Annotated in this window: 17 protein-coding genes; 6 read left to right on the top strand and 11 right to left on the bottom strand. The window is 70.9% G+C overall.

Annotation, left to right across the window (positions count from 1 at the left end; translation table 11 throughout):
• Window positions 1–126: 126 nt before the first annotated feature.
• The gene (locus E5N76_RS12615; RefSeq protein WP_207791961.1) at window positions 127–1650 is read right to left on the bottom strand and encodes a M81 family metallopeptidase; all 1524 of its coding nucleotides are present in this window, start codon (window positions 1648–1650) and stop codon (window positions 127–129) included.
• Between the two features lie 152 nt (window positions 1651–1802).
• Here E5N76_RS12615 and E5N76_RS12620 point away from each other — a divergent pair, with 152 nt between their 5' ends.
• The 4 genes from E5N76_RS12620 (at window position 1803) to E5N76_RS12635 (ending at window position 5420) form a co-directional block, all read left to right on the top strand.
• The gene (locus E5N76_RS12620) at window positions 1803–2636 is read left to right on the top strand and encodes a hypothetical protein (protein ID WP_149537649.1); all 834 of its coding nucleotides are present in this window, start codon (window positions 1803–1805) and stop codon (window positions 2634–2636) included.
• A gap of 23 nt (window positions 2637–2659) precedes the next feature.
• Window positions 2660–3175 (top strand): hypothetical protein, encoded by a 516-nt coding sequence (locus E5N76_RS12625; RefSeq protein WP_149537650.1) that lies wholly within the window; start codon window positions 2660–2662, stop codon window positions 3173–3175.
• 62 nt (window positions 3176–3237) lie between these two features.
• On the top strand, window positions 3238–4410 hold the full coding sequence (argE, locus tag E5N76_RS12630) for an acetylornithine deacetylase (protein ID WP_149537651.1): 1173 nt from the start codon (window positions 3238–3240) through the stop codon (window positions 4408–4410).
• Window positions 4411–4412: 2 nt separating this feature from the next.
• Window positions 4413–5420, top strand: coding sequence for a M14 family metallopeptidase (locus E5N76_RS12635; RefSeq protein WP_149537681.1), 1008 nt, complete (start codon window positions 4413–4415; stop codon window positions 5418–5420).
• Window positions 5421–5600: 180 nt separating this feature from the next.
• On the opposite strand, the gene E5N76_RS12640 is transcribed toward E5N76_RS12635, so the two are convergent.
• From E5N76_RS12640 to hisI, 3 genes are all read right to left on the bottom strand, one after another.
• Window positions 5601–6386: a competence/damage-inducible protein A gene (locus E5N76_RS12640; protein WP_149537652.1), complete on the bottom strand. Its 786-nt coding sequence runs from the start codon at window positions 6384–6386 to the stop codon at window positions 5601–5603.
• Between the two features lie 260 nt (window positions 6387–6646).
• Window positions 6647–7768: a CobW family GTP-binding protein gene (locus tag E5N76_RS12645; protein ID WP_149537653.1), complete on the bottom strand. Its 1122-nt coding sequence runs from the start codon at window positions 7766–7768 to the stop codon at window positions 6647–6649.
• Window positions 7765–8208, bottom strand: a complete 444-nt coding sequence (hisI, locus tag E5N76_RS12650) for a phosphoribosyl-AMP cyclohydrolase (RefSeq protein ID WP_149537654.1) — start codon at window positions 8206–8208, stop codon at window positions 7765–7767. The genes E5N76_RS12645 and hisI overlap by 4 nt, the downstream gene beginning before the upstream one ends.
• A 40-nt stretch (window positions 8209–8248) precedes the next feature.
• On the opposite strand from hisI, the gene E5N76_RS12655 reads away from it, so the two are divergent.
• Complete coding sequence (locus E5N76_RS12655) at window positions 8249–8731, top strand: Fur family transcriptional regulator (protein ID WP_235907685.1); 483 nt, start codon at window positions 8249–8251, stop codon at window positions 8729–8731.
• A 72-nt stretch (window positions 8732–8803) separates the two neighbouring features.
• On the opposite strand, the gene E5N76_RS12660 is transcribed toward E5N76_RS12655, so the two are convergent.
• The 5 genes from E5N76_RS12660 to E5N76_RS12680 form a co-directional block, all read right to left on the bottom strand.
• Window positions 8804–10033 carry an MFS transporter gene (locus E5N76_RS12660; RefSeq protein ID WP_149537656.1) on the bottom strand — a complete coding sequence of 410 codons (1230 nt, stop codon included), beginning with the start codon at window positions 10031–10033 and terminating at the stop codon, window positions 8804–8806.
• Window positions 10034–10148: 115 nt separating this feature from the next.
• Complete coding sequence (gene metC / locus E5N76_RS12665) at window positions 10149–11339, bottom strand: cystathionine beta-lyase (RefSeq protein ID WP_149537657.1); 1191 nt, start codon at window positions 11337–11339, stop codon at window positions 10149–10151.
• Entirely contained in the window at window positions 11339–12184 is an 846-nt protein-coding gene (locus tag E5N76_RS12670; RefSeq protein WP_149537658.1) for a sulfurtransferase, read from the bottom strand. Before E5N76_RS12670 ends, metC begins: the two co-directional genes overlap by 1 nt.
• A 27-nt stretch (window positions 12185–12211) precedes the next feature.
• Entirely contained in the window at window positions 12212–12937 is a 726-nt protein-coding gene (locus E5N76_RS12675) for an alanyl-tRNA editing protein (protein WP_149537659.1), read from the bottom strand.
• Window positions 12938–13144: 207 nt separating this feature from the next.
• Window positions 13145–13780 (bottom strand): NUDIX domain-containing protein, encoded by a 636-nt coding sequence (locus E5N76_RS12680; RefSeq protein ID WP_149537660.1) that lies wholly within the window; start codon window positions 13778–13780, stop codon window positions 13145–13147.
• Between the two features lie 634 nt (window positions 13781–14414).
• Between E5N76_RS12680 and E5N76_RS12685 the strand changes: the two genes are divergently transcribed.
• Entirely contained in the window at window positions 14415–15266 is an 852-nt protein-coding gene (locus tag E5N76_RS12685) for a DMT family transporter (RefSeq protein WP_268921303.1), read from the top strand.
• Between the two features lie 166 nt (window positions 15267–15432).
• Here E5N76_RS12685 and E5N76_RS12690 read toward each other — a convergent pair whose 3' ends face one another.
• A complete protein-coding gene (locus tag E5N76_RS12690; protein ID WP_149537662.1) occupies window positions 15433–16410 on the bottom strand; it encodes a zinc-binding dehydrogenase in 978 nt (325 codons plus the stop codon).
• Window positions 16411–16799: 389 nt separating this feature from the next.
• A complete protein-coding gene (locus E5N76_RS12695) occupies window positions 16800–17093 on the bottom strand; it encodes a hypothetical protein (protein WP_149537663.1) in 294 nt (97 codons plus the stop codon).
• Window positions 17094–17522 lie beyond the last annotated feature (429 nt).

The following is a 17522-nucleotide window of genomic DNA, read 5'->3' on the forward strand; positions in this document are numbered from 1 at the left end:
GCCCTCTGCACTCCCGCCGGGGCCAGGACCTGGCCCCGGACCCCGGTCGGAGTCGGCAGGTTCGACCGCAAACGCACATTGGGGGCCGGGGGAGGTGGCGGCGCTGCCGCCAACGGGGGAGGCCCCCTATGCGCCCGCTTCTGCGTCGATCGGGAAAACCGGCCGCGGCAGCCGCTTCCAGGGGAAGTTCTGCAGCACCGGGCTGGTCAGCCCGGGCGCGTCCACTTCCAGGATGCGCGCGTCGGGGAAGAACTCGTCGAAGCCGGCGCGGAAATGCCCGCGGCTCTTCACCACCACGCAGTGCGCCGCGCCGATGTCGATGCCGTGCATCTCCAGCATCGCCGGCTCATGCAACTGACGGCGCAGGGAGCCGACCACAACGCGCAGCCCGCTGCCTGCCAGCTCCAGCAGCGCCGAGGGGCCGAGCTCGAAGCGCCGGCCGGCCATGGTGCCGCGCCGGCCGATGCCGCGCCCGTCGCGCAGCGCCAGCACCTTCGCCGGCGCGGCGAAGCGCTTGGAGAATTCGCTTTCCACCGCATTGAACACCGCCTCGATCGCGGCGCCTTCTCCGGCTGCATGCGCCGCCGCGGCCAGGGCCGGATCGACGAAGACGCCGAGCACCACGCCCCGCGCCCCCGCCGCATGCAGCGCCTGCAGCAGCCAGGCGGTGTTGCCGCGGCCGCCGCCGCCGGGGTTGTCGGCGACATCGGCGAGCAGCACCGGCGGCGCCTCGCCGCGCCCCGCCGCCACGGCCTCGGCCACCGCCGTCTCCAGCGGCGTCAGCCGCGCCGTGAAGCGCGGCGTCGCGGCCCGAAGGCGTTGCGCCAGCCGCTCCGCCACCGCTTCCGCGGTCCTGGCATCCACGGCCGTGACCGTCACCGTCATCCCGCATTTCGGCAGATCGCTGAAGACGAAGCCGCCGGCGACGGAGGCGTTCAGCACCGCGGGGTCGGCCGCCATCTCCGCCTCGGCGGCCTGGATCGCCTCGGCATAGGGGCCGGCGGCGGTCAGCAGGGTGACGCTGGGCGGGGTGATGGGCAGGCGCCGGAAGGCCCGCACCGGGCGCAGCCCGGCCAGCATCCGCCGCAGCAGATCGGCGGATTCGGCGGCGCGGGCGGCCATGTCCACATGCGGGTTGGTCCGGTACACCACCAGCGCATCCACCGCCGCGACCAGCGCCTCGCTGACGTTGCAGTGAAGATCGTGGCCGGCGACGATCGGCACCGCCGGCCCGACCACCCGCCGCACCATGGCGGCGATGGTGCCGTCGCTGTCCTCGTCGGCCGTGGCGCTGCTGGCGCCATGGCTGGCGATATAGACGCCGTCCAGCTTCAGGGCGGCGGCCAGGCCGCGCTGCATCGCATCGAGGAAATCGAGGAACACCGATTGCTCGATCGGCCCGCCGGGCGGCGCGGCGGCGATCAGCAGCGGCACGGGCTGCCAGGGGCCGGTGGCATCCATGCGGGCGTAGAAACCGGGGATCTCGCCCGGCAGATGGCTGGGGCCGCCGCGCGCCAGGGCGGTGATCGCCTCGCCCTGTTCCAGGCATTGCCGGGCGAAATCCTCCCGCAGCGTGGGCGGGGCGAAGGCATTGGCTTCCAGGTGCAGGCCGAGGATGGCGATGCGGGGCGGGCGGGGGCTGGGCGGCACGGCGATGGCTCTCAGCGGTGGTGGGGCCCGAGCATAGGGGCTTCCCGGGAAAGCGGCAGAGACGACAACCCAAGCGCCATGTTGGCAATTCGTTCTTGAATTTCGACGGCAATTGATATAGGATTAAATTCTCTTTCTGATGAGGTGCCCCAATGGCCGCTCTGTCTCCTGCACTTCGCCCCGGCTTCGCCGATGCTCCCTTCGCCGGTGCGCCGCCGGCCGGCGGATCGGGTGGGGACTGCGTGGTGGCAGTCCGCGGTTACACCCGCATCCGGAATGGCAGGCCGGAGGAGGTGAGCGGCTATCAGCGCAGCAACCCCGACTGCGGGAATGAAGCGGAAAGCGAGGTCGTCCTGACCCGGGGACGGGCCAGGACAGGTGCCGACCAAACGCCGGCCAGGGATGCAGCGCGGCAAGCCCCGCCTGCCCCTGCACGCGCCTGGGAGGGGCAACCGAATCAGCAATGGCGGGAGCAGATCGCGGCGGAAGAGACGCAGCGAACCGATGGGGATTTCGGCTATGGGGCCCGCAATCCATCGGGTGCGCTCGGCCGATATCAACTCCAACCAAACCCGCTTTGGGATGCAAGATGGCGCGACGAACATGGCAATTGGACCGTTCGTGCGCGTGCCGCGGGTGTCAGCAGCGAGGCGGAGTTTCTGGCGAACCCCGCAGCACAGGAGGCTGCGCTTACGGACGTCATGGGCCGCAACGAGGATCAACTGAGAGCACGGGGGGCCTATCGCTTTGTCGGGCAGGATCTGCCGGGCCTCCGCGGCGGTCCTGTTCCGGTGACTGAATCAGGCCTGGCAGCCGCAGCGCATCGCGAGGGCGCCCGCACCGTCAGCCGATACCTCGAACACCGCGCAGCAGGACAACCCATACCGGCACCCGTTCGGGGGCGCGGCGATCTCTCAAGGTTCAACGAGGTGGAGCGCCGCCTGCGCGCGTTCGCTGTCACCCCATACGAGAGAGTCCATCAATGAGGCACGGCTTCGCGGTGCTTTTGATGCTTGTGCTCCTGTCCCAGGCCGCTTTCGCGACCGCGAAGCATCGGCCCTGGGATCGCTTCGATCCGACTGTCGCGGCCGCCCTGCACGCCTTCCGCCAGACGGACCATTGGATTGCCGAGGAAATGGCGATCAACCTGGATGGCAATCGCCTGGGGCGTGACAACGAGTCCGGCTCCGCCTTCAACTTCGACCCTTCGATCCATCTCCGCCATGTCGTAACCGACCTCAATGGTGATGGCAGGCTGGAGGTCTTCCTGCTGTTCGCTTGGCCCGGCATTGTCGGCAACCAGCAGATCCCCGGCGTGGTCATGGTGCGTGACGGCCCGACGGAGTGGCGCATCGCTTGCGACATCGACGATTGGGACATCATCGGCCCGCGCGGCGGCATCCGCCTGCTCGCCCGGCGGGACCATGGCTGGCGCCGCTTCCGCACCAGCGACGGGCTCTATGCCTGGCGCCGCCATCCGGACGGCAGGATGGAATGCGAGCCGCGCGGGCCACGACCCCGCTAACGCCCACCCCCCCCGATTGCCGCCCAGCGCACCCTGTATAGACTGTGCCCGGGAGACTTGGGATGGCGAAGGACGACGGGATGCTCGCCGAGGCGCTCGGGATGCTCGAGAGCCTGGTGGCGTTCGACACGACGAGCCGCAACAGCAACCTGCCCCTGCTCGACATGGTGCAGGGCTGGCTGGAGTCGCGCGGCATCCCCTGCCGCCTCCTGCCCACGGCCGAGGCGGGCAAGGCCAATCTCTACGCCATGGTCGGACCGGCCATCCCCGGCGGCACGGCGCTTTCCGCCCATGTGGACTGCGTGCCGGTGGAGGGCCAGGCTTGGCTGGCCGACCCCTTCGCCCTGCGCCGGCAGGACGGGAAGCTGATCGGCCGCGGCACCTCGGACATGAAGGGCTTCGCCGCCTGCGCCATCACGATGATGCCGCGCTACGCCGCCCTGGACCTCGCCCGGCCGGTCCATCTGCTGCTGACCCATGACGAGGAGACCACCGCCAACGGCGCCCGCACCCTGGCGCCGATGCTGGCGGAGCTCGGCCCACTGCCCGCCGCCTGCATCGTCGGCGAGCCGACCGGCATGGTGCCGGTCATCGCCCATAAGGGCTATGCGAGCTGGGACGTGACGATCACCGGCCTCTCCGGCCATTCCTCCCGCGCCGGGGAGACGGCGAATGCGCTGCACGCCGCGGCGGAGGGCGTCGCCTGGCTGGCCCGGGAAGGCCGCCGCTTCGCCCGCGAGGGCCGCCGGGCGGAGGGCTTCGACCCGCCCTTCACCACCGTGCATGCCGGGACGCTGAATGCCGGCACCATCCTGAACATCGTCCCCGACCGCGCCGATTTCACCTTCGAGGTGCGCAGCGTGCCGGGCGACGACTACCGCACCGTGCTGGCCGGCTTCGAGCGCCATATGGAGGCGGTGGCCCTGGCCCCGCTGCTGCCCGGCGGGCCGCGCTGCGCCATGCGCATCTCCCCGCGTTCCGTCCTGCCCGCCTGCAACCTGCCGGAGGATGCGCCCCTGACCCTGCTGGTGCAGCGCCTGACCGGCCGCAACAGCGCCGGCCGTGTCAGCTACGGCACGGAAGCCGGGCTGTATGAGGGCGCCGGCGTGCCCAGCATCGTCTGTGGCCCGGGCCACATCGCCCAGGCACATCAGCCGGAGGAATGGATCGCGGAGAGCGAGATCCTGGCCTGCCTCGACCTGCTGGACCGGCTGGGTGGGGCGCTTTGCGCCTGACCATGCTGTCGGAGCTCTCCCCCGCCCTTGCTGCCATTGCCGCCGGCCAGAATCCCGGCGAGGCGGCGCGGCTGGCCGTGCGCATCGCCGCGCCGGATATCCGCCCGCATCTCGGCGGCAACGTGCTGCCGGGGGTGTGGAGCTTCGCCGCCTCGGCGCCCGGGCCGCATCTGGTGGTGGTGGCGGTGCTGCACGGCAATGAGATCGGCGGGGCGGTGGTGCTGGACCGCTGGCTGCGGGCCGGGCTGCGGCCCTCGCGCGGGCGGCTGACCCTGGTCTTCGGCAATCTGGACGCCTATGCGCGCTTCGACCCCAGCGACCCCACCGCTAGCCGCTTCGTGGACGAGGACCTGAACCGGGTCTGGGATCTGGAGACGCTGGAGGGCGGGCGCCGCTCCTCCGAGCTGCGGCGGGCCAGGCTGCTGCGGCCGGTTTTCGAATCGGCGGATGTGCTGCTGGATCTGCACTCCATGCTCTGGCCCTCCGATCCGCTGATCCTGGCCGGGCGGTCGCCGCGGGCGGCGGCGCTGGGGCTGACGCTGGGCGAGCCGGCGCTGGTGGTGGCGGATGACGGGCATCTCGGCGGCCGCAGGCTGATCGACTTCGCCGCCTTCACGGCGCCGGCGGCGCAGCGCACCGCCATCCTGCTGGAGGCCGGCGCGCATTGGGAGGCGGCGACGGTCGCCACCATGGAAAGCACGGCGGCGCGGCTGCTGCGGCACTACGCCACGGTTGGGCTGGGGGATACGGTGCTGGTGCCGGCGGGGCCGAAGCCGGGGCCGGCCAGGCTGGTGGAGGTGACACGGACGGTGACGGCGCGGACCGCCGGCTTCGCCTTCATCCGTCCCTTTCGCGGCGGCTATGTGGTGCCGGAGCGGAACACGCTGTTGGCGCTGGACGGCGAGGAGGAGGTGCGCACGCCGCATGACGACTGCGTGCTGGTGATGCCGAGCCTCAGGACCAGCCCGGGGCATACGGCGGTGCGGTTGGCGCGGTTCGTGGAAAGGTAGTGTCGAGGGAGGGCTCTGCCCTCCCTCGAGCTCCCACCCGCCAAAGGCCGAAGGGCCTTTGGAAACCTTGAGTTTGGCGCCTCGACCGATGGGTCCAGACTCAAAGGTTCAAAGGGCCCTTCGGCCCTTTGCGGGTGGGGTTGGACGCACTGCGTCCAACGAGGAGGGCAGCGCCCTCCCTCATTCCGGCGCCGGTTCGCCCTCGCGCGCCTCGCCGAACCGCGCCAGCAGCGCGAACATCGCCTGCGCCGCCGCCGCCACCTCGCCGGGCTCCGTCCCCTTCGCCACCAGCGCCACGCCGCCACCCATGCCGCCATCCGGCCGCCGCCGGTAATAGGGGTAGCTGCCGAGATCGAGCGCCGGGAATTCCGCCTGGATGGCGCTCAGCCCCTCGGCGATCTGCCCCTCATAGACGAAATCCGCATGTACGCTGCGCGAGGTGATGGGCTGCCCGCCCTGCAGCGTCGGCGCCAGCGCCTCGAACATGCTCCGCATGATGCGCGGCACGCCGGCCATCACATGCACATTCTCCATGGAGAAGCCGGGCGCCGTCGTCTCCGTGCAGCGGATCGGCACCGCGCCGCGCGGCAGCGTCGCCATGCGCAGGCGGGCGGCGTTGAACTCCACCGGCGGGTCGCGACGGGCATAGTCCGCCGCCATGATGGCGCGGGTTTCCGCATGCACTTCCCAGGGCACGCCGAAGGCGCGGGCAACGCATTCGCTGGTGATGTCGTCATGCGTCGGCCCGATGCCGCCGGTGGTGAAGACATGGGTGAACTTCGCCCGGCATTCGTTCACCGTGTCGATGATCGTCTCCGGCACGTCGGGGATCACCCGCGCCTCGCGCAGCGGGATGCCGATCTCGCCGAGCCGCGTCGCCAGGTATTGCAGATTGGCGTCGCGGGTGCGGCCGGAAAGGACCTCATTGCCGATGATGAGCAGGCAGGCGGTGGGGTTCGCGGTCATGGCGCCTCGGGGGGAGCAGCTTGGGTGGCCAGGCTGCCTGCCGGGATGGCAGGGCGCTGGCCGAAGCGAGCGGGCGGGGCGTTCCCCGTGCCGACAAGGATGCTAGAGCACGTTCCCGCCGGCTGGAAACAGCCGGCATGGCCGCGCGGCGGAAGCACAATGTCCAGAACGGCTTACCCCTTCAGGCCGGGCGGGGACCCTTCCGGCCGGCAGGGGAGGGCCGCGACTCCGGCCCGGACGCACACCCGCAGGCGGCCGCCTCAGCCGCGCGCGACCCTTGCCTCCTGCCGCGCGCTTTCGGCGAAGGCCTTCAGCCCCTTCTCCACCGTCGCCCGGTCGAGGTCGCGCAGGATGAAGACCAGGCGTGATTTGCGGTCATCCCCTTCCGGCCAGGCGGCGAGCTTCACCGGCGGATGGAACAGGTGCTGCACGCCATGGATGGCGATGGGGCTCTCCTGCCCTTCCAGGTTCAGGATGCCCTTGATGCGCAGCACATTCTCGCCGCGCGTCATGGTCAGCACCTCCAGCCAGGTGGCGAGGCCGTCCCAGGGCAGGGGCTCGTCGAAGGTCAGGCAGAAGCTGTGGATGCGTGCATCGTGCCGGCTGGGGTCATGCGCGTGCTGCTGGGCGTGGCCATGATGGTGATGGTGATGGTGATGCCCATGATGGTGGTCATGGTCGTGCCCATGCGCATGGTCGTGTTCCTGCGCCGCGAAGGCCTCCGCATCGAGCCAGCGCTTCACATCCGGATGCTTGCGGGCGGCGTCGTAGAGGCCGCAATCCAGCAGCTCCGCCGGCGCGATCTCGCCATGCGCCGCCGCCAGCAGCGGCGCGCCGGGGTTCAGCGCCCGCAGCCTCTCGCGCAGCGCCGCCAGCTTCTCCGGCGTCGCCAGATCGGTCTTGGTCAGCACCAGCCGGTCGGCGACGGCGGCCTGCTTCACCGCCTCCATCTGCGCGTCCAGCGTCGCCATGCCGGTGACGGCATCCACCAGCGTCACCACCCCGTCCAGCCGGTAGCGGAAGAGCACCAGCGGGTCGCTCATCAGCGTCTGCAATATGGGCGCCGGATCCGCCAGCCCGGTGGTCTCCACCACCACCCGGCGGATCGCATGCCCCTGTTCGATCCGCTGCGCCAGGTCCCGCAGCGCCCGCACCAGGTCGCCGCGCACCGTGCAGCAGAGGCAGCCGGCATTCAGCAGCACCGTATCGCCATCCAGCCGTTCCACCAGCAGGTGGTCCAGCCCGATCTCGCCGAATTCGTTGATCAGCACGGCCGTCTCGGCCAGCGCCGGATGGCGCAGCAGCTTGTTCAGCAGCGTGGTCTTGCCGGCGCCAAGGAAGCCGGTCAGCACCGTGACCGGAACGGGAGGGGGCGGGCTCATGCGCCGTACAACTCCTCCGGTTCCACCTCAGGCCGGGTGAGCTTCACCACGCGGCCATCGCGCAGGGCGAAGAAGAAGCAATTCCGCCGCCCGGTATGGCAGGCGACCCCCGTCTGGTCCACCAGCGCCAGCAGCGCGTCGCCGTCGCAATCCAGCCGCAGATCCACCAGCGCCTGCACCTGGCCGGAGGTCTCGCCCTTCCGCCACAGCTCCTTGCGGGAGCGGGAGTAATAGACCATCCGTCCGCTCTTCAGCGTTTCCTCGATGGACTCCCGGTTCATCCAGGCCAGCATCAGCACTTCCCCGGTATCGTGCTGCTGGGCGATGCAGGGCACCAGGCCGCGCAAATTGAAGCGGATCATGTCCAGCAGCCGGGCCCGCGCCTGCGGGTTGGCGACAATCTGGGCCGGTGGGGCCTGAATCGTGGGATCGGCGGTCATGCGACTATATATGGCACCGGCGATGGTTCAGGAGGAGTCGATGGACGCAGGGGCGACGGAAGCCAGCCTCGACCGGGCGGAAGCGCTCTGCGCCCGCCGCGGCGCCCAGCTTACCGAGCTGCGGCGGCAGGTGCTGCGGCTGGTGATCTCCGCGCCGCAGCCGGTGGGCGCCTATGCGCTGCTGGACCAGTTGAAGCAGAGCCGGGCCGGGGCGGCGCCGCCCACCGTGTACCGGGCGCTGGACTTCCTGGTGGAGCAGGGGCTGATCCACAAGGTGGAACGGCTGAACGCCTTCATCGGCTGCATCGACGCGCTGGACCACCCGGAGGATTGCGATTGCGGAGAGGCGCATGACCATCCGCACCAATTCCTGATCTGCCGGCGCTGCGGGCGTACCGCGGAAATCAGCGATCCGGGGGTGACCCTGGCACTGAACCGGGCCGCCCGGGCGGTGGGCTTCACCCCGGGGAAGGCGACGGTGGAGCTGGAAGGGGTCTGCGCTGCCTGCGCGGCTGCGGGCTGATCAGGGGCTTCGCCTCCGAACCCCGGGCAGGGGCAGAGCCTCCTGCTGGGGGCATGGCGGCGAAGCCCCCATTCACGCCACCGCCGGCCTTCCTACCCCCGGCCGCCCCGGCAAGGCCGCCAGAAGCTGTACCGTCCCCGCCACCAGCCCCATGCCGACGCCGAGCTTCCAGGCCAGGTCGTAGGAGCCCAGCGCGTCGAACAGCAGCCCGCCGCCATAGGCGCCGAGGAAGCTGCCGATCTGGTGGCTGGTGAAGGCGATGCCGCTCAGCATGGGCTGCCAGCGCAGGCCGAACAGGCCGACCACGATGCCGGCCGTCAGCGGCGCGACGCCGAGCCAGAGGAAGCCCATCACCGCGGCGAAGACCAGCGTGCCGAAGGGCGTCGGCGGCATGACGAAATAGAGGCCGAGCGCCACCGAGCGGCAGAGATAGATGCCCCCCAGCAGCGCCGGCTTGGACCAGCGCCCGCCGGCCCAGCCGAAGAACAGGCTGCCCAGCACGTTGAAGCCGCCGATCACCGCCAGCGCCTGGGCCGAGAGCATCGGGTCCATGCCGCAGATGGCGAGGTAGGAGGGCAGGTGCGTCGTCAGGAAGACGAGCTGCAGCCCGCAGATGAAGAAGGCGCCCGCCATCACCAGATAGGCGGGGCTGCGCATGGCGAGGCGCAGCGCGTCGCCGGCGGAGCCGGCCTCGCCGCGCGTTGCCGGCATCGGCACCCGGTCCACCCGCCCCGCGACCAGCGCCGCCGGGATCATCGCCAGCGCCACCAGGACGAAGCCCAGCACCCCCGCCCGCCAGCCCCAGCCGGCGGTCAGCGCCTGGCCGAGCGGCGCCGAGAACAGCGCGCCCAGCGATCCCGCCGCCGAGACCAGCCCCATGATGGAGCTGCGCAGCGCCGCCGGCACCGGCCGCGCCGCGACGCCCATGGCGATGGAGGAGGTGGTGCAGGCCAGCGCCAGCCCGATCAGCACGCCCGCCCCCAGCCAGATGCCGTATTTGCTGCTGGCCGTCGCCATCACCACCAGCCCCAGCACATAGGCGAGCGTGCCGCCCAGCATGACCGGCCGGTAGCCGAAACGGGCGACCAGCGCGCCCGACCAGGGCTGCAGCAGCCCCCAGGCCAGGTTTTGCACCGCGATCGCCAGGGTGTAGTCGGCGACGGCCATGCCGAGATCGGCCACCGCCGGCGCCATGAACAGGCCGAAGCTCTGCCGCAGCCCCATGGCGAGGCTGAGCATGAGGGAAGCGCCGATGAGGATGGGCAGGGCCGGGGTTCCGCGCAGGTCGCGCAATGACGGCATGGCGGAGTCCTCCCGAAGCTATCGGGCGGAGCCTAGCGGGGAAAGCCGGGGGCGGCACCCACCCGAGCCGCGGAACCGTCCTGCATCCAGGGCATGGGTCGGAGCGGAGCCCGGTCTACCCCTCCAGCTTCGTCAGCCCCTGTTCCAGGTCGGCGATCAGATCCGCCGGCTCCTCCAGCCCCACATGGATGCGCGCCATCGGCCCGCCGAACCCGGCGCCGCCGGCGGTGCGCGTCACATGGCCGCTGGTGAGGATCGCCAGGCTCTCGAACCCGCCCCAGCTCGCGCCGATGCCGAAGAGCTGCAGCGCATCGATAAAGCGGCTGACGCCCTCCACCGTGTAGCGCGGCTGGAACACCACGCCGAAGAGCGAGCAGGCGCCGGTGAAGTCGCGCCGCCACAGCGCATGCTGCGGATGGCTCGGCAAAGCGGGGTGCAGCACCTGCTGCACCTCCGGCCGCGCCTCCAGCCAGCGCGCCACTTCCAGCCCGCTCGCCTGCTGCCGCTGCAGCCGTACCGCCATGGTCCGCACGCCGCGCAGCGCCAGCCAGACATCGTCCGGCGAGGCATATTGCCCGAGCAGCGAGGCGGTGCCGCGCACCGTCCGCCACTCCGCCTCGCTGTTCACCGTGACGCTGCCGAGCAGCACATCCGAATGCCCGCCGACATATTTGGTCAGGGCCTGGATGGAGACGTCCACGCCCTTGGCGAAGGGCTTGAAATGGTGGATCCCCCAGGTGTTGTCCATCAGCACGCGGGCGCCCTTGGCGTGCGCCACCTCGGCCAAAGCGGGCACGTCCTGCACCTCGAAGGTGTGGCTGCCGGGGCTTTCGGTGTACAGCACCTTGGTGTTCGGCCGGAACAGCGCGGCGAGGCCGGCGGCGTCGATCACCGGGTCGTAATAGGTCGTCTCGATGCCCCAGCCCTGCAGCAGCCCGTCGCAGAGGTTGCGCGCCGGTCCGTAGCAGCTATCGGGCATCAGGCAATGGTCGCCGGCCTTCAGATAGGCCAGCAGCGGCACCGCGACGGCAGCGAGGCCGGTGCCGACGATCAGCGCGCGGCTGCCGCCCTCGATCTCGGCGATCACGTCTTCCAGCGCGTAATGGGTAGGGCCGCCCTGGGTCCCGTAGGTCATGTACTGGTCGAAGCGGTGCTTCGCGCCCTCCCGCCGCGCCGCGACATTGGGGAAGAGCACGGTGGAGCCGCGATGCACCGGCGGATTCACGAAGCCATGCACATGCGTGCCGGCGCGCCCGGCATGGGAAAGGCGGGTGGCGAAGCCGTGCTTCTTCGGGTCTTCGGTCATCAGGCGATCGCTTTCGGGGTTTCGGGCCGGCCGGCCCATTCGGTCCAGGAGCCGTCATAGACGGCGGCCTCAGGGAAGCCGGCGCGCAGCAGGCCGAGCGCCAGGATGCAGGCGGTGACGCCGGTGCCGCAGGAGGTGACGACCGGCCGCTCCGCCGTGACCCCCGCCGCCTCGAAGCGCGCCTTCAGCGCCTCCGGGTCCTTGAAGGTCTGGTCGGCGTTCAGCAGCTCATTGTAAGGCACGCTGGCGGCGCCGGGCATGTGGCCGGAGGGCAGGCCGGGCCGCGGCTCCGGCGCCGTGCCGTCGAAGCGGCCCTTGCTGCGGGCATCGAGGATCAGCGCCCCGCCGCCGCCCTGGCGAATGATGCGCTTCACATCGCCGATGCCCTTCACCAGCTCCGCCTGGAAATCAGCGGTGAAATGCGTGGGGGCCGGGGCAAGGGGCTCGCCGGCCTCGGTGGGCCGGCCCTCCTTCAGCCATTTCGGCAATCCGCCGTCCAGCACCGCGGCGGCGTGGTGGCCGAACAGCCGCATCAGCCACCAGCCGCGGGCGGCGGAGGCAAGGCCCTTCTGGTCATAGAACACCACCCGGCTGGCAGTGGAAACGCCGAGCGCGCCGAGCAGCTTCTCGAACCGTGCCGCGGTCGGGATCATGTGCGGCAGGTCGGAGTCCGGGTCCGCCACCACGTCGATGTCGAAGAAGCGGGCGCCGGGGATATGCGCCTCCAGGTATTTCGCTTTCCCGTCGAAGGGTTCGTTCGGCAGGTATTTCGTGGTGTCGAAGACGATCAGGTCCGGCTTGCCCAGCTCGGCGGCCAGCCATTCGGTCGAGACCAGCATCTCCATCGCGCTCACTCCCCTGCCGGCAGCGCCTCACCCGCCCTCGGCGAGGACGAGATAGACCCGCCGGTTCTGCTTGCCCTTGTTCTCGAGCTTCGTCACTTCGACGCGGCCGATCTCCGCCGTGCCGCGCACATGGGTGCCGCCGCAGGGCTGCAGATCCACCGGCGCGGCCTCGGCGCCGATGCGCACCAGGCGGATGCGCCCGGCGCCGCGCGGCGGCTGGACGGAAAGGGTGCGCACCAGGCTGGGATTGGCATCCAGCTCCGCCTCGCTGATCCAGCTCTCGCCCACCTGGTGGTCGGCGGCGATCAGGGCGTTCAGCGCCTCGGTCAGCGTCTCCTTCGCCGGCGGCGCGGCGAGGTCGAAATCGAGGCGCGAGCGCTCCGCGCCGATCTGGCCGCCGGTGACCCCGGCGCCCTGGATCAGGCTGCACAGCAGATGCAGGGCGGTGTGCATGCGCATATGGCGGTGGCGGAGCGGCCAGTCGATGGCGGCGGTCACCTCGGCGCCCACCGGGGGCAGGGGGGCGCCCTCGGCGGGCAGGTGCAGCACCGTATCCTCCGGGCCCTTCACCGCCTTCAGGATCGGCGCCTCGCCCTGTGCCCAGCGCAATAGCCCGGCATCGCCCGGCTGGCCGCCGGCCTGGGCGTAGAAGGGGGTGCGGTCCAGCAGAATCCCCTCCGGCCCGGCGGCCAGGACGGTGGCCTTCGCCTCCTGCAGATAGGCGTCATCGCGGTAGAGCAGATCGGTCGGCATGGGACTTCATGCCCCCGGCTTGGGCCGGGTGGCAAGCCCGGGCGGACCCAGCGCCAGGCTGGCGGCGGCGGCGCCAACCTGGCCCGGTCTGCGTCGACAGGGTGAACCGGCGACCCGGACCGGGGTCCGGGGAGGAGGGGTTGGCGGCACCCACCGTCGGGTTCAGGGGCAGAGCCCTCTGCCGGGGTATGGGGGCAAAGCCCCCATTCACCTCCACCCCCCCTGCAGCCTCTCCCGGTGATGCCGCAGCCACCACAGGCACACCGCGGCGGAAACATTCTCGATGCGGTTGGCGTCCAGCAGCGCGAAGGCCTCCGCCGCGGGCAGGATGCGCAGCCGGATATCCTCCCCCTCCTGCACCAGGCCGTGGGTCGTGCCGCCCGCCTCCGGCAGCGTCACCTGGGCGGCGAAGAAATGCATCGTCTCGTCGCAGCCGCCCTGCATCAGCATGTACCGGCCGATGCTCTCGAAGCGCTGGCCGACCAGCCCGGTCTCCTCCTCCAGTTCCCGCCGCCCCGCGAGTTCCGGGTCCTCCCCCGCTTCCAGCAGCCCGGCCGGGCATTCCGTCATCACGGCATTCAGCCCGGCGGCCAGGGCCGGCAGGCGGAATTGCTCGATCAGCACCACGGCATCGGCGACGGGGTCATAGGGCAGGATCGCCACCCCCCGGCCGCGCCGCCACAGCTCCCACAGCAGCTCGGCGGAGCGGCTGCCGTCGAAGCGGCGATAGGTGAAGCGGACGAGCTGCAAGGCGAAGCGGCCGCTCCAGGCGATCTCGTCCGCCGTGACCTCGAGGCCGGGATGCGGCGGGATGGGCGGGGCCTTGGGCGGTCTGGCGGTCATGCGGCGAGGGTCTCCGGGGGCGATGGGACGGGCGGGATCCGCCGGTGCCGGCGGCCCTGGAGCATGATCCGTTCGCCGGCGCTCGCGGCTCATGCTCCAGGTCGTTGCTGGTCACGCGATCCATGCCTTCGGTCGTTCCACCGAGGGCGATCGCGCTCCAGCCCCAGGATGGGTAATTTGCGGCGCCTGGCTATCACGGCCGCATGTCACGCCGAGGCGATTCCGCGTCGGAAAAGGCGAAGGCCGGCGGCGGCGTCCTTCGCCCTGGGCCGGCGCGCTCGTTCCCGTCAGGGGCGGCCGCTCCAGAGCGGTTCCACCTCGCCTGCGCTCGGCGAACCCGCTCTCGTGTCCCGATTCCGCAGTCCTGCGGACTTCGTTCTCGGGCCACTGGCCTGCGTCTTCAGTAGCCTGCTTGTCCGCCGCGTTGGCTGGAAATCCAGCGAACTTCGCGGGCAGGACACTGGCCCTTTGCCTGGTCGCATTTTTCCGAGTCGTCCGGCGATTCCGCCGGACTTGAAAATGCTCTAGGCTGCGCACCCAACGCCCCCTACGGACCCCCGCCATTTCCGCCGCCGAGACCCTGACCGCCCAGGCAGAGCCGAGCGCCGCGAGCAGCGCCGCGCGCCGCCGCGCCATCCTCTTCATCCTGGCCGCGGCCGCGCTGTTCTCCCTGGCCGGGGCGCAGGTGAAGGCGCTGCAGGGCGAGATCCCGCTGGTGCAGGTGATGCTCTGCCGCAACCTCTTCGCCATTCCGGCGCTGCTGCCGCTGCTCTGGGCGGCGGGCGGGCTGAAGGCGCTCAGGGCGCAGCGGCCCTGGCTGCATGCGGTGCGGGTCACCTCCGGCCTCATCGGCATGGCCGGGCCGTTCTACGGCTATGTGGTGCTGCCCTTCGCTCTGGTCTCGGCGCTGGGCTTCACCATGCCGCTCTTCCTCACGCTGCTCTCCGTGCCGCTGCTGGGCGAGAAGGTGGGGCCGCGACGCGGCCTGGCGGTGCTGGCCGGCTTCGGCGGGGTGCTGCTGGTGGCCATGCCGGGGAGCGGCGGCGGCGTGGAGCTGCTGGGCATCGCCGCGGTGCTGGTGGGGGCGGTGGCCTGGGCGGTTTCCATGATCTCCATCCGCCGCATGGGCGAGGCGGGAGAGGCGAACGCCACCATCGTGCTGTGGTTCGCGCTCGGCTCCGCCTTGGTTTGCGGCGTGCTGAGCATCCCGGTCTGGGTGACGCCGCGATGGGACCAGTGGGTGCTGCTGGCCGGCACCGGGCTGGTCTCGGCGCTGGCGCAGGTGATCATGACGGAGGCCTACCGGCGCGGCGAGGCGACCTTGCTGGCGCCCTTCGAATATTCCGCCATTGTCTGGACCACGCTGATGGGGGTGCTGGTCTGGGGGGAATTCCCGGATGGCTGGGATGTCGCCGGCATCGCGGTGCTGGTGGCGAGTGGGCTCTACATCTGGCACCGGGAAGTGACGCTGGGGCTGAAGCGCTGAGCTTGCCCGGCTGTCGCCGGCCCTTCGCCCGAACCCCTGCCGTGGCTCGCCGCGCGCGCCACGGCTCCGCCACCCGTTGCCCCGCCGCGGCAGGCCGTGCGGTGCCCTGGGCGTCTGGCGCGGGCATCTGGCGACGCCGGGCCTCCGGGGGAGCCGCGCAGCGGCTTCACGGGGATACCAGCACGATCTTCCCGAAATGCGCATTGGCCTGCATATGCGCCAGCGCCTCCGGCGCCTCGTCCAGCGGGAACACCCGGTCGATCGGCAGGCCCAGCCTCCCCGCCTCCACCGCGTCCCACAGATCCGCGCGCATGCGGCGGTTGATCTCCCGCACCTCCTCCAGGCTGCGGGTGCGGAAGGTGACGCCGATATAGCGGATGCGCCGCAGCGCATGCAGGTCGAAGTCGAATTCCGCGCGGGCGCCGCCCAGCCGCCCGACATTCACGATGCGGCCGAGGATGGCGCAGGCCCGCAGATTGCCGTTGGCCAGCTTCCCCGAGACCTGGTCGACGATCACCTCCACCCCGCGGCCATCGGTGGCGGCCAGCACCTGCTCCGGCCAATCCGCCGCATTGGTGTCGATCGCCAGGTCGCAGCCGAATTCGGCCAGCCGCGCCCGGCGCTCCGGATTGGTGGAGCTGCCGAGCACCTTCGCGGCCCCCATCAGCTTCGCGATCTGCATCCCCATCAGCCCGACGCCGGAGCTGGCGCCCTGGATCAGGATGGAATCGCCCTGCTGCAGCCCGCCATTCGTCACCACCGCGTCATGCATGGTCTGCAGCGCGACGGGCAGCGTCGCCGCCTGTTCCCAGGACATGTTGGCCTGGGGCAGGGGCGAGACCCGGCCCCAATCGGCCACCGCATATTCGGCGTAGCCGCCGGCGCCGCTGCACATCACCCGCTGGCCGAGGGCGAGGCCGGGCGGCACCTCGGCGCCGAGCGCGACGATTTCCCCGGCGAATTCCAGCCCGGGGATGGTGCCCGGCCCGCCGATGCGGCCATGCGCCTGGCCGGCGGCGACGCCGAGATCGGCGCGGTTCAGCCCCGCGGCGCGGACGCGGACCAGCACCTCATGCGGCTTCGGCGCCGGCTCCGGCGCCTCCTGCACCTTCAGCCCCTCGGCGGTGACGACAGCGGCCTTCATGGACAGCTCTCCTGATTTCGCCGCGAGGCTAGAGCAGATCGCCGGAGGGCGGAATCGCCCGGAGGCGTGAATCTGCTCTACCATCAATAAGATAGAGCGTCTTCACGCTGCGCAGTCAGCGTGAAGACGCTCTAGTGTCCCGATTCCGCAATCCTGCGGACTTCGTTCTCGGGCCACCAGCTTTTGTTTTCAGTGGCCTGCTTGTCCGCTGCGTTCGCTGGAAATCCAGCGAACTTCGCGGGCAGGACACTAGAGCGGTTTCACGCTGACTGTGCAGCGCGAAACCGCTCTAGCTTATGGATCGTAGAGCAGATTCACGCCTCCGGGCGATGCCGCCCTCCGGCGATCTGCTCTAGGGCAATGCCCGGCCCGGGCAACTCCCTCCCGCCTCACGCGGAGAGGTCGAGCAGGGCGCCGGGTTGGCGCTCGCGGGAGGCGAGGACCTGGTCGCGCACCCGCTGGGCGATCTCCGCATTGATGGCGGCGCGCTTCTCCGGCGGCATATTTTTCAGCTCCTCCTCCGTCAGCCCCATTTCCGCGAGCATGGCGGCGCGCATGCGCTCTGCCGGCGTCATGCGGGCGAATTCGAGGAATTCCTCCTGCGGCGACCGCCGCACGGCGCTGCCCGCCGCGCTGGGCAGGCCGGTCGGGGTGGATGGCGCGCCGACGCCGGACAGGGACATGCTGCCTCCGCCTGGATGCGCCGGGCCGGTTGCAGCCGCCATGCCAGAAGGCGGCGGCCGGATCGCCGCGCCCGGCCGCCGCCGGAAGGGCGATCCCGGCCCTTTCCCGGCAGGATGTGCCGGCAGGCTTTGCCGCCCGGCCGGGGGAGCCGGGCGCCTTGCCGCCACGCCTCTCCGCCGGCGATGCAGGTGCCGCCCCGCGCTAGAGCGGTTTCACGCTGACTGTGCAGCGCGAAACCGCTCTAGCTTATGGATTGTAGAGCAGATTCACGCCTCCGGGCGATGCCGCCCTCCGGCGATCACGCTCTAGAGCATGCTGTGTTTAGGCGGAAGCATATCCTGAGTTGGCGAGATAGTTGGCGCATTCGGTTGGGCTGACGAGGTCGAGGATGGCGCCGACCTTGCGCCAGGTGGTGCCGATAGTTCGCT

The sequence above is a fragment of the Siccirubricoccus phaeus genome (genome assembly GCF_008360935.1).
In the GTDB taxonomy this organism is placed as follows: domain Bacteria; phylum Pseudomonadota; class Alphaproteobacteria; order Acetobacterales; family Acetobacteraceae; genus Siccirubricoccus; species Siccirubricoccus phaeus.

Coding starts and splice junctions, on each gene's coding strand:
- E5N76_RS12690 (WP_149537662.1), bottom strand. CDS start 16,410: ATGAAGGCCGCTGTCGTCACCGCCGAGGGGCTGAAGGTGCAGGAGGCG.
- E5N76_RS12625 (WP_149537650.1), top strand. CDS start 2,660: ATGCTTGTGCTCCTGTCCCAGGCCGCTTTCGCGACCGCGAAGCATCGG.
- E5N76_RS12635 (WP_149537681.1), top strand. CDS start 4,413: ATGCTGTCGGAGCTCTCCCCCGCCCTTGCTGCCATTGCCGCCGGCCAG.
- hisI (WP_149537654.1), bottom strand. CDS start 8,208: ATGACCGCCGATCCCACGATTCAGGCCCCACCGGCCCAGATTGTCGCC.
- E5N76_RS12620 (WP_149537649.1), top strand. CDS start 1,803: ATGGCCGCTCTGTCTCCTGCACTTCGCCCCGGCTTCGCCGATGCTCCC.
- E5N76_RS12670 (WP_149537658.1), bottom strand. CDS start 12,184: ATGGAGATGCTGGTCTCGACCGAATGGCTGGCCGCCGAGCTGGGCAAG.
- argE (WP_149537651.1), top strand. CDS start 3,238: ATGGCGAAGGACGACGGGATGCTCGCCGAGGCGCTCGGGATGCTCGAG.
- E5N76_RS12695 (WP_149537663.1), bottom strand. CDS start 17,093: ATGTCCCTGTCCGGCGTCGGCGCGCCATCCACCCCGACCGGCCTGCCC.
- E5N76_RS12655 (WP_235907685.1), top strand. CDS start 8,249: ATGGACGCAGGGGCGACGGAAGCCAGCCTCGACCGGGCGGAAGCGCTC.
- E5N76_RS12660 (WP_149537656.1), bottom strand. CDS start 10,033: ATGCCGTCATTGCGCGACCTGCGCGGAACCCCGGCCCTGCCCATCCTC.
- E5N76_RS12680 (WP_149537660.1), bottom strand. CDS start 13,780: ATGACCGCCAGACCGCCCAAGGCCCCGCCCATCCCGCCGCATCCCGGC.
- E5N76_RS12675 (WP_149537659.1), bottom strand. CDS start 12,937: ATGCCGACCGATCTGCTCTACCGCGATGACGCCTATCTGCAGGAGGCG.
- metC (WP_149537657.1), bottom strand. CDS start 11,339: ATGACCGAAGACCCGAAGAAGCACGGCTTCGCCACCCGCCTTTCCCAT.
- E5N76_RS12640 (WP_149537652.1), bottom strand. CDS start 6,386: ATGACCGCGAACCCCACCGCCTGCCTGCTCATCATCGGCAATGAGGTC.
- E5N76_RS12645 (WP_149537653.1), bottom strand. CDS start 7,768: ATGAGCCCGCCCCCTCCCGTTCCGGTCACGGTGCTGACCGGCTTCCTT.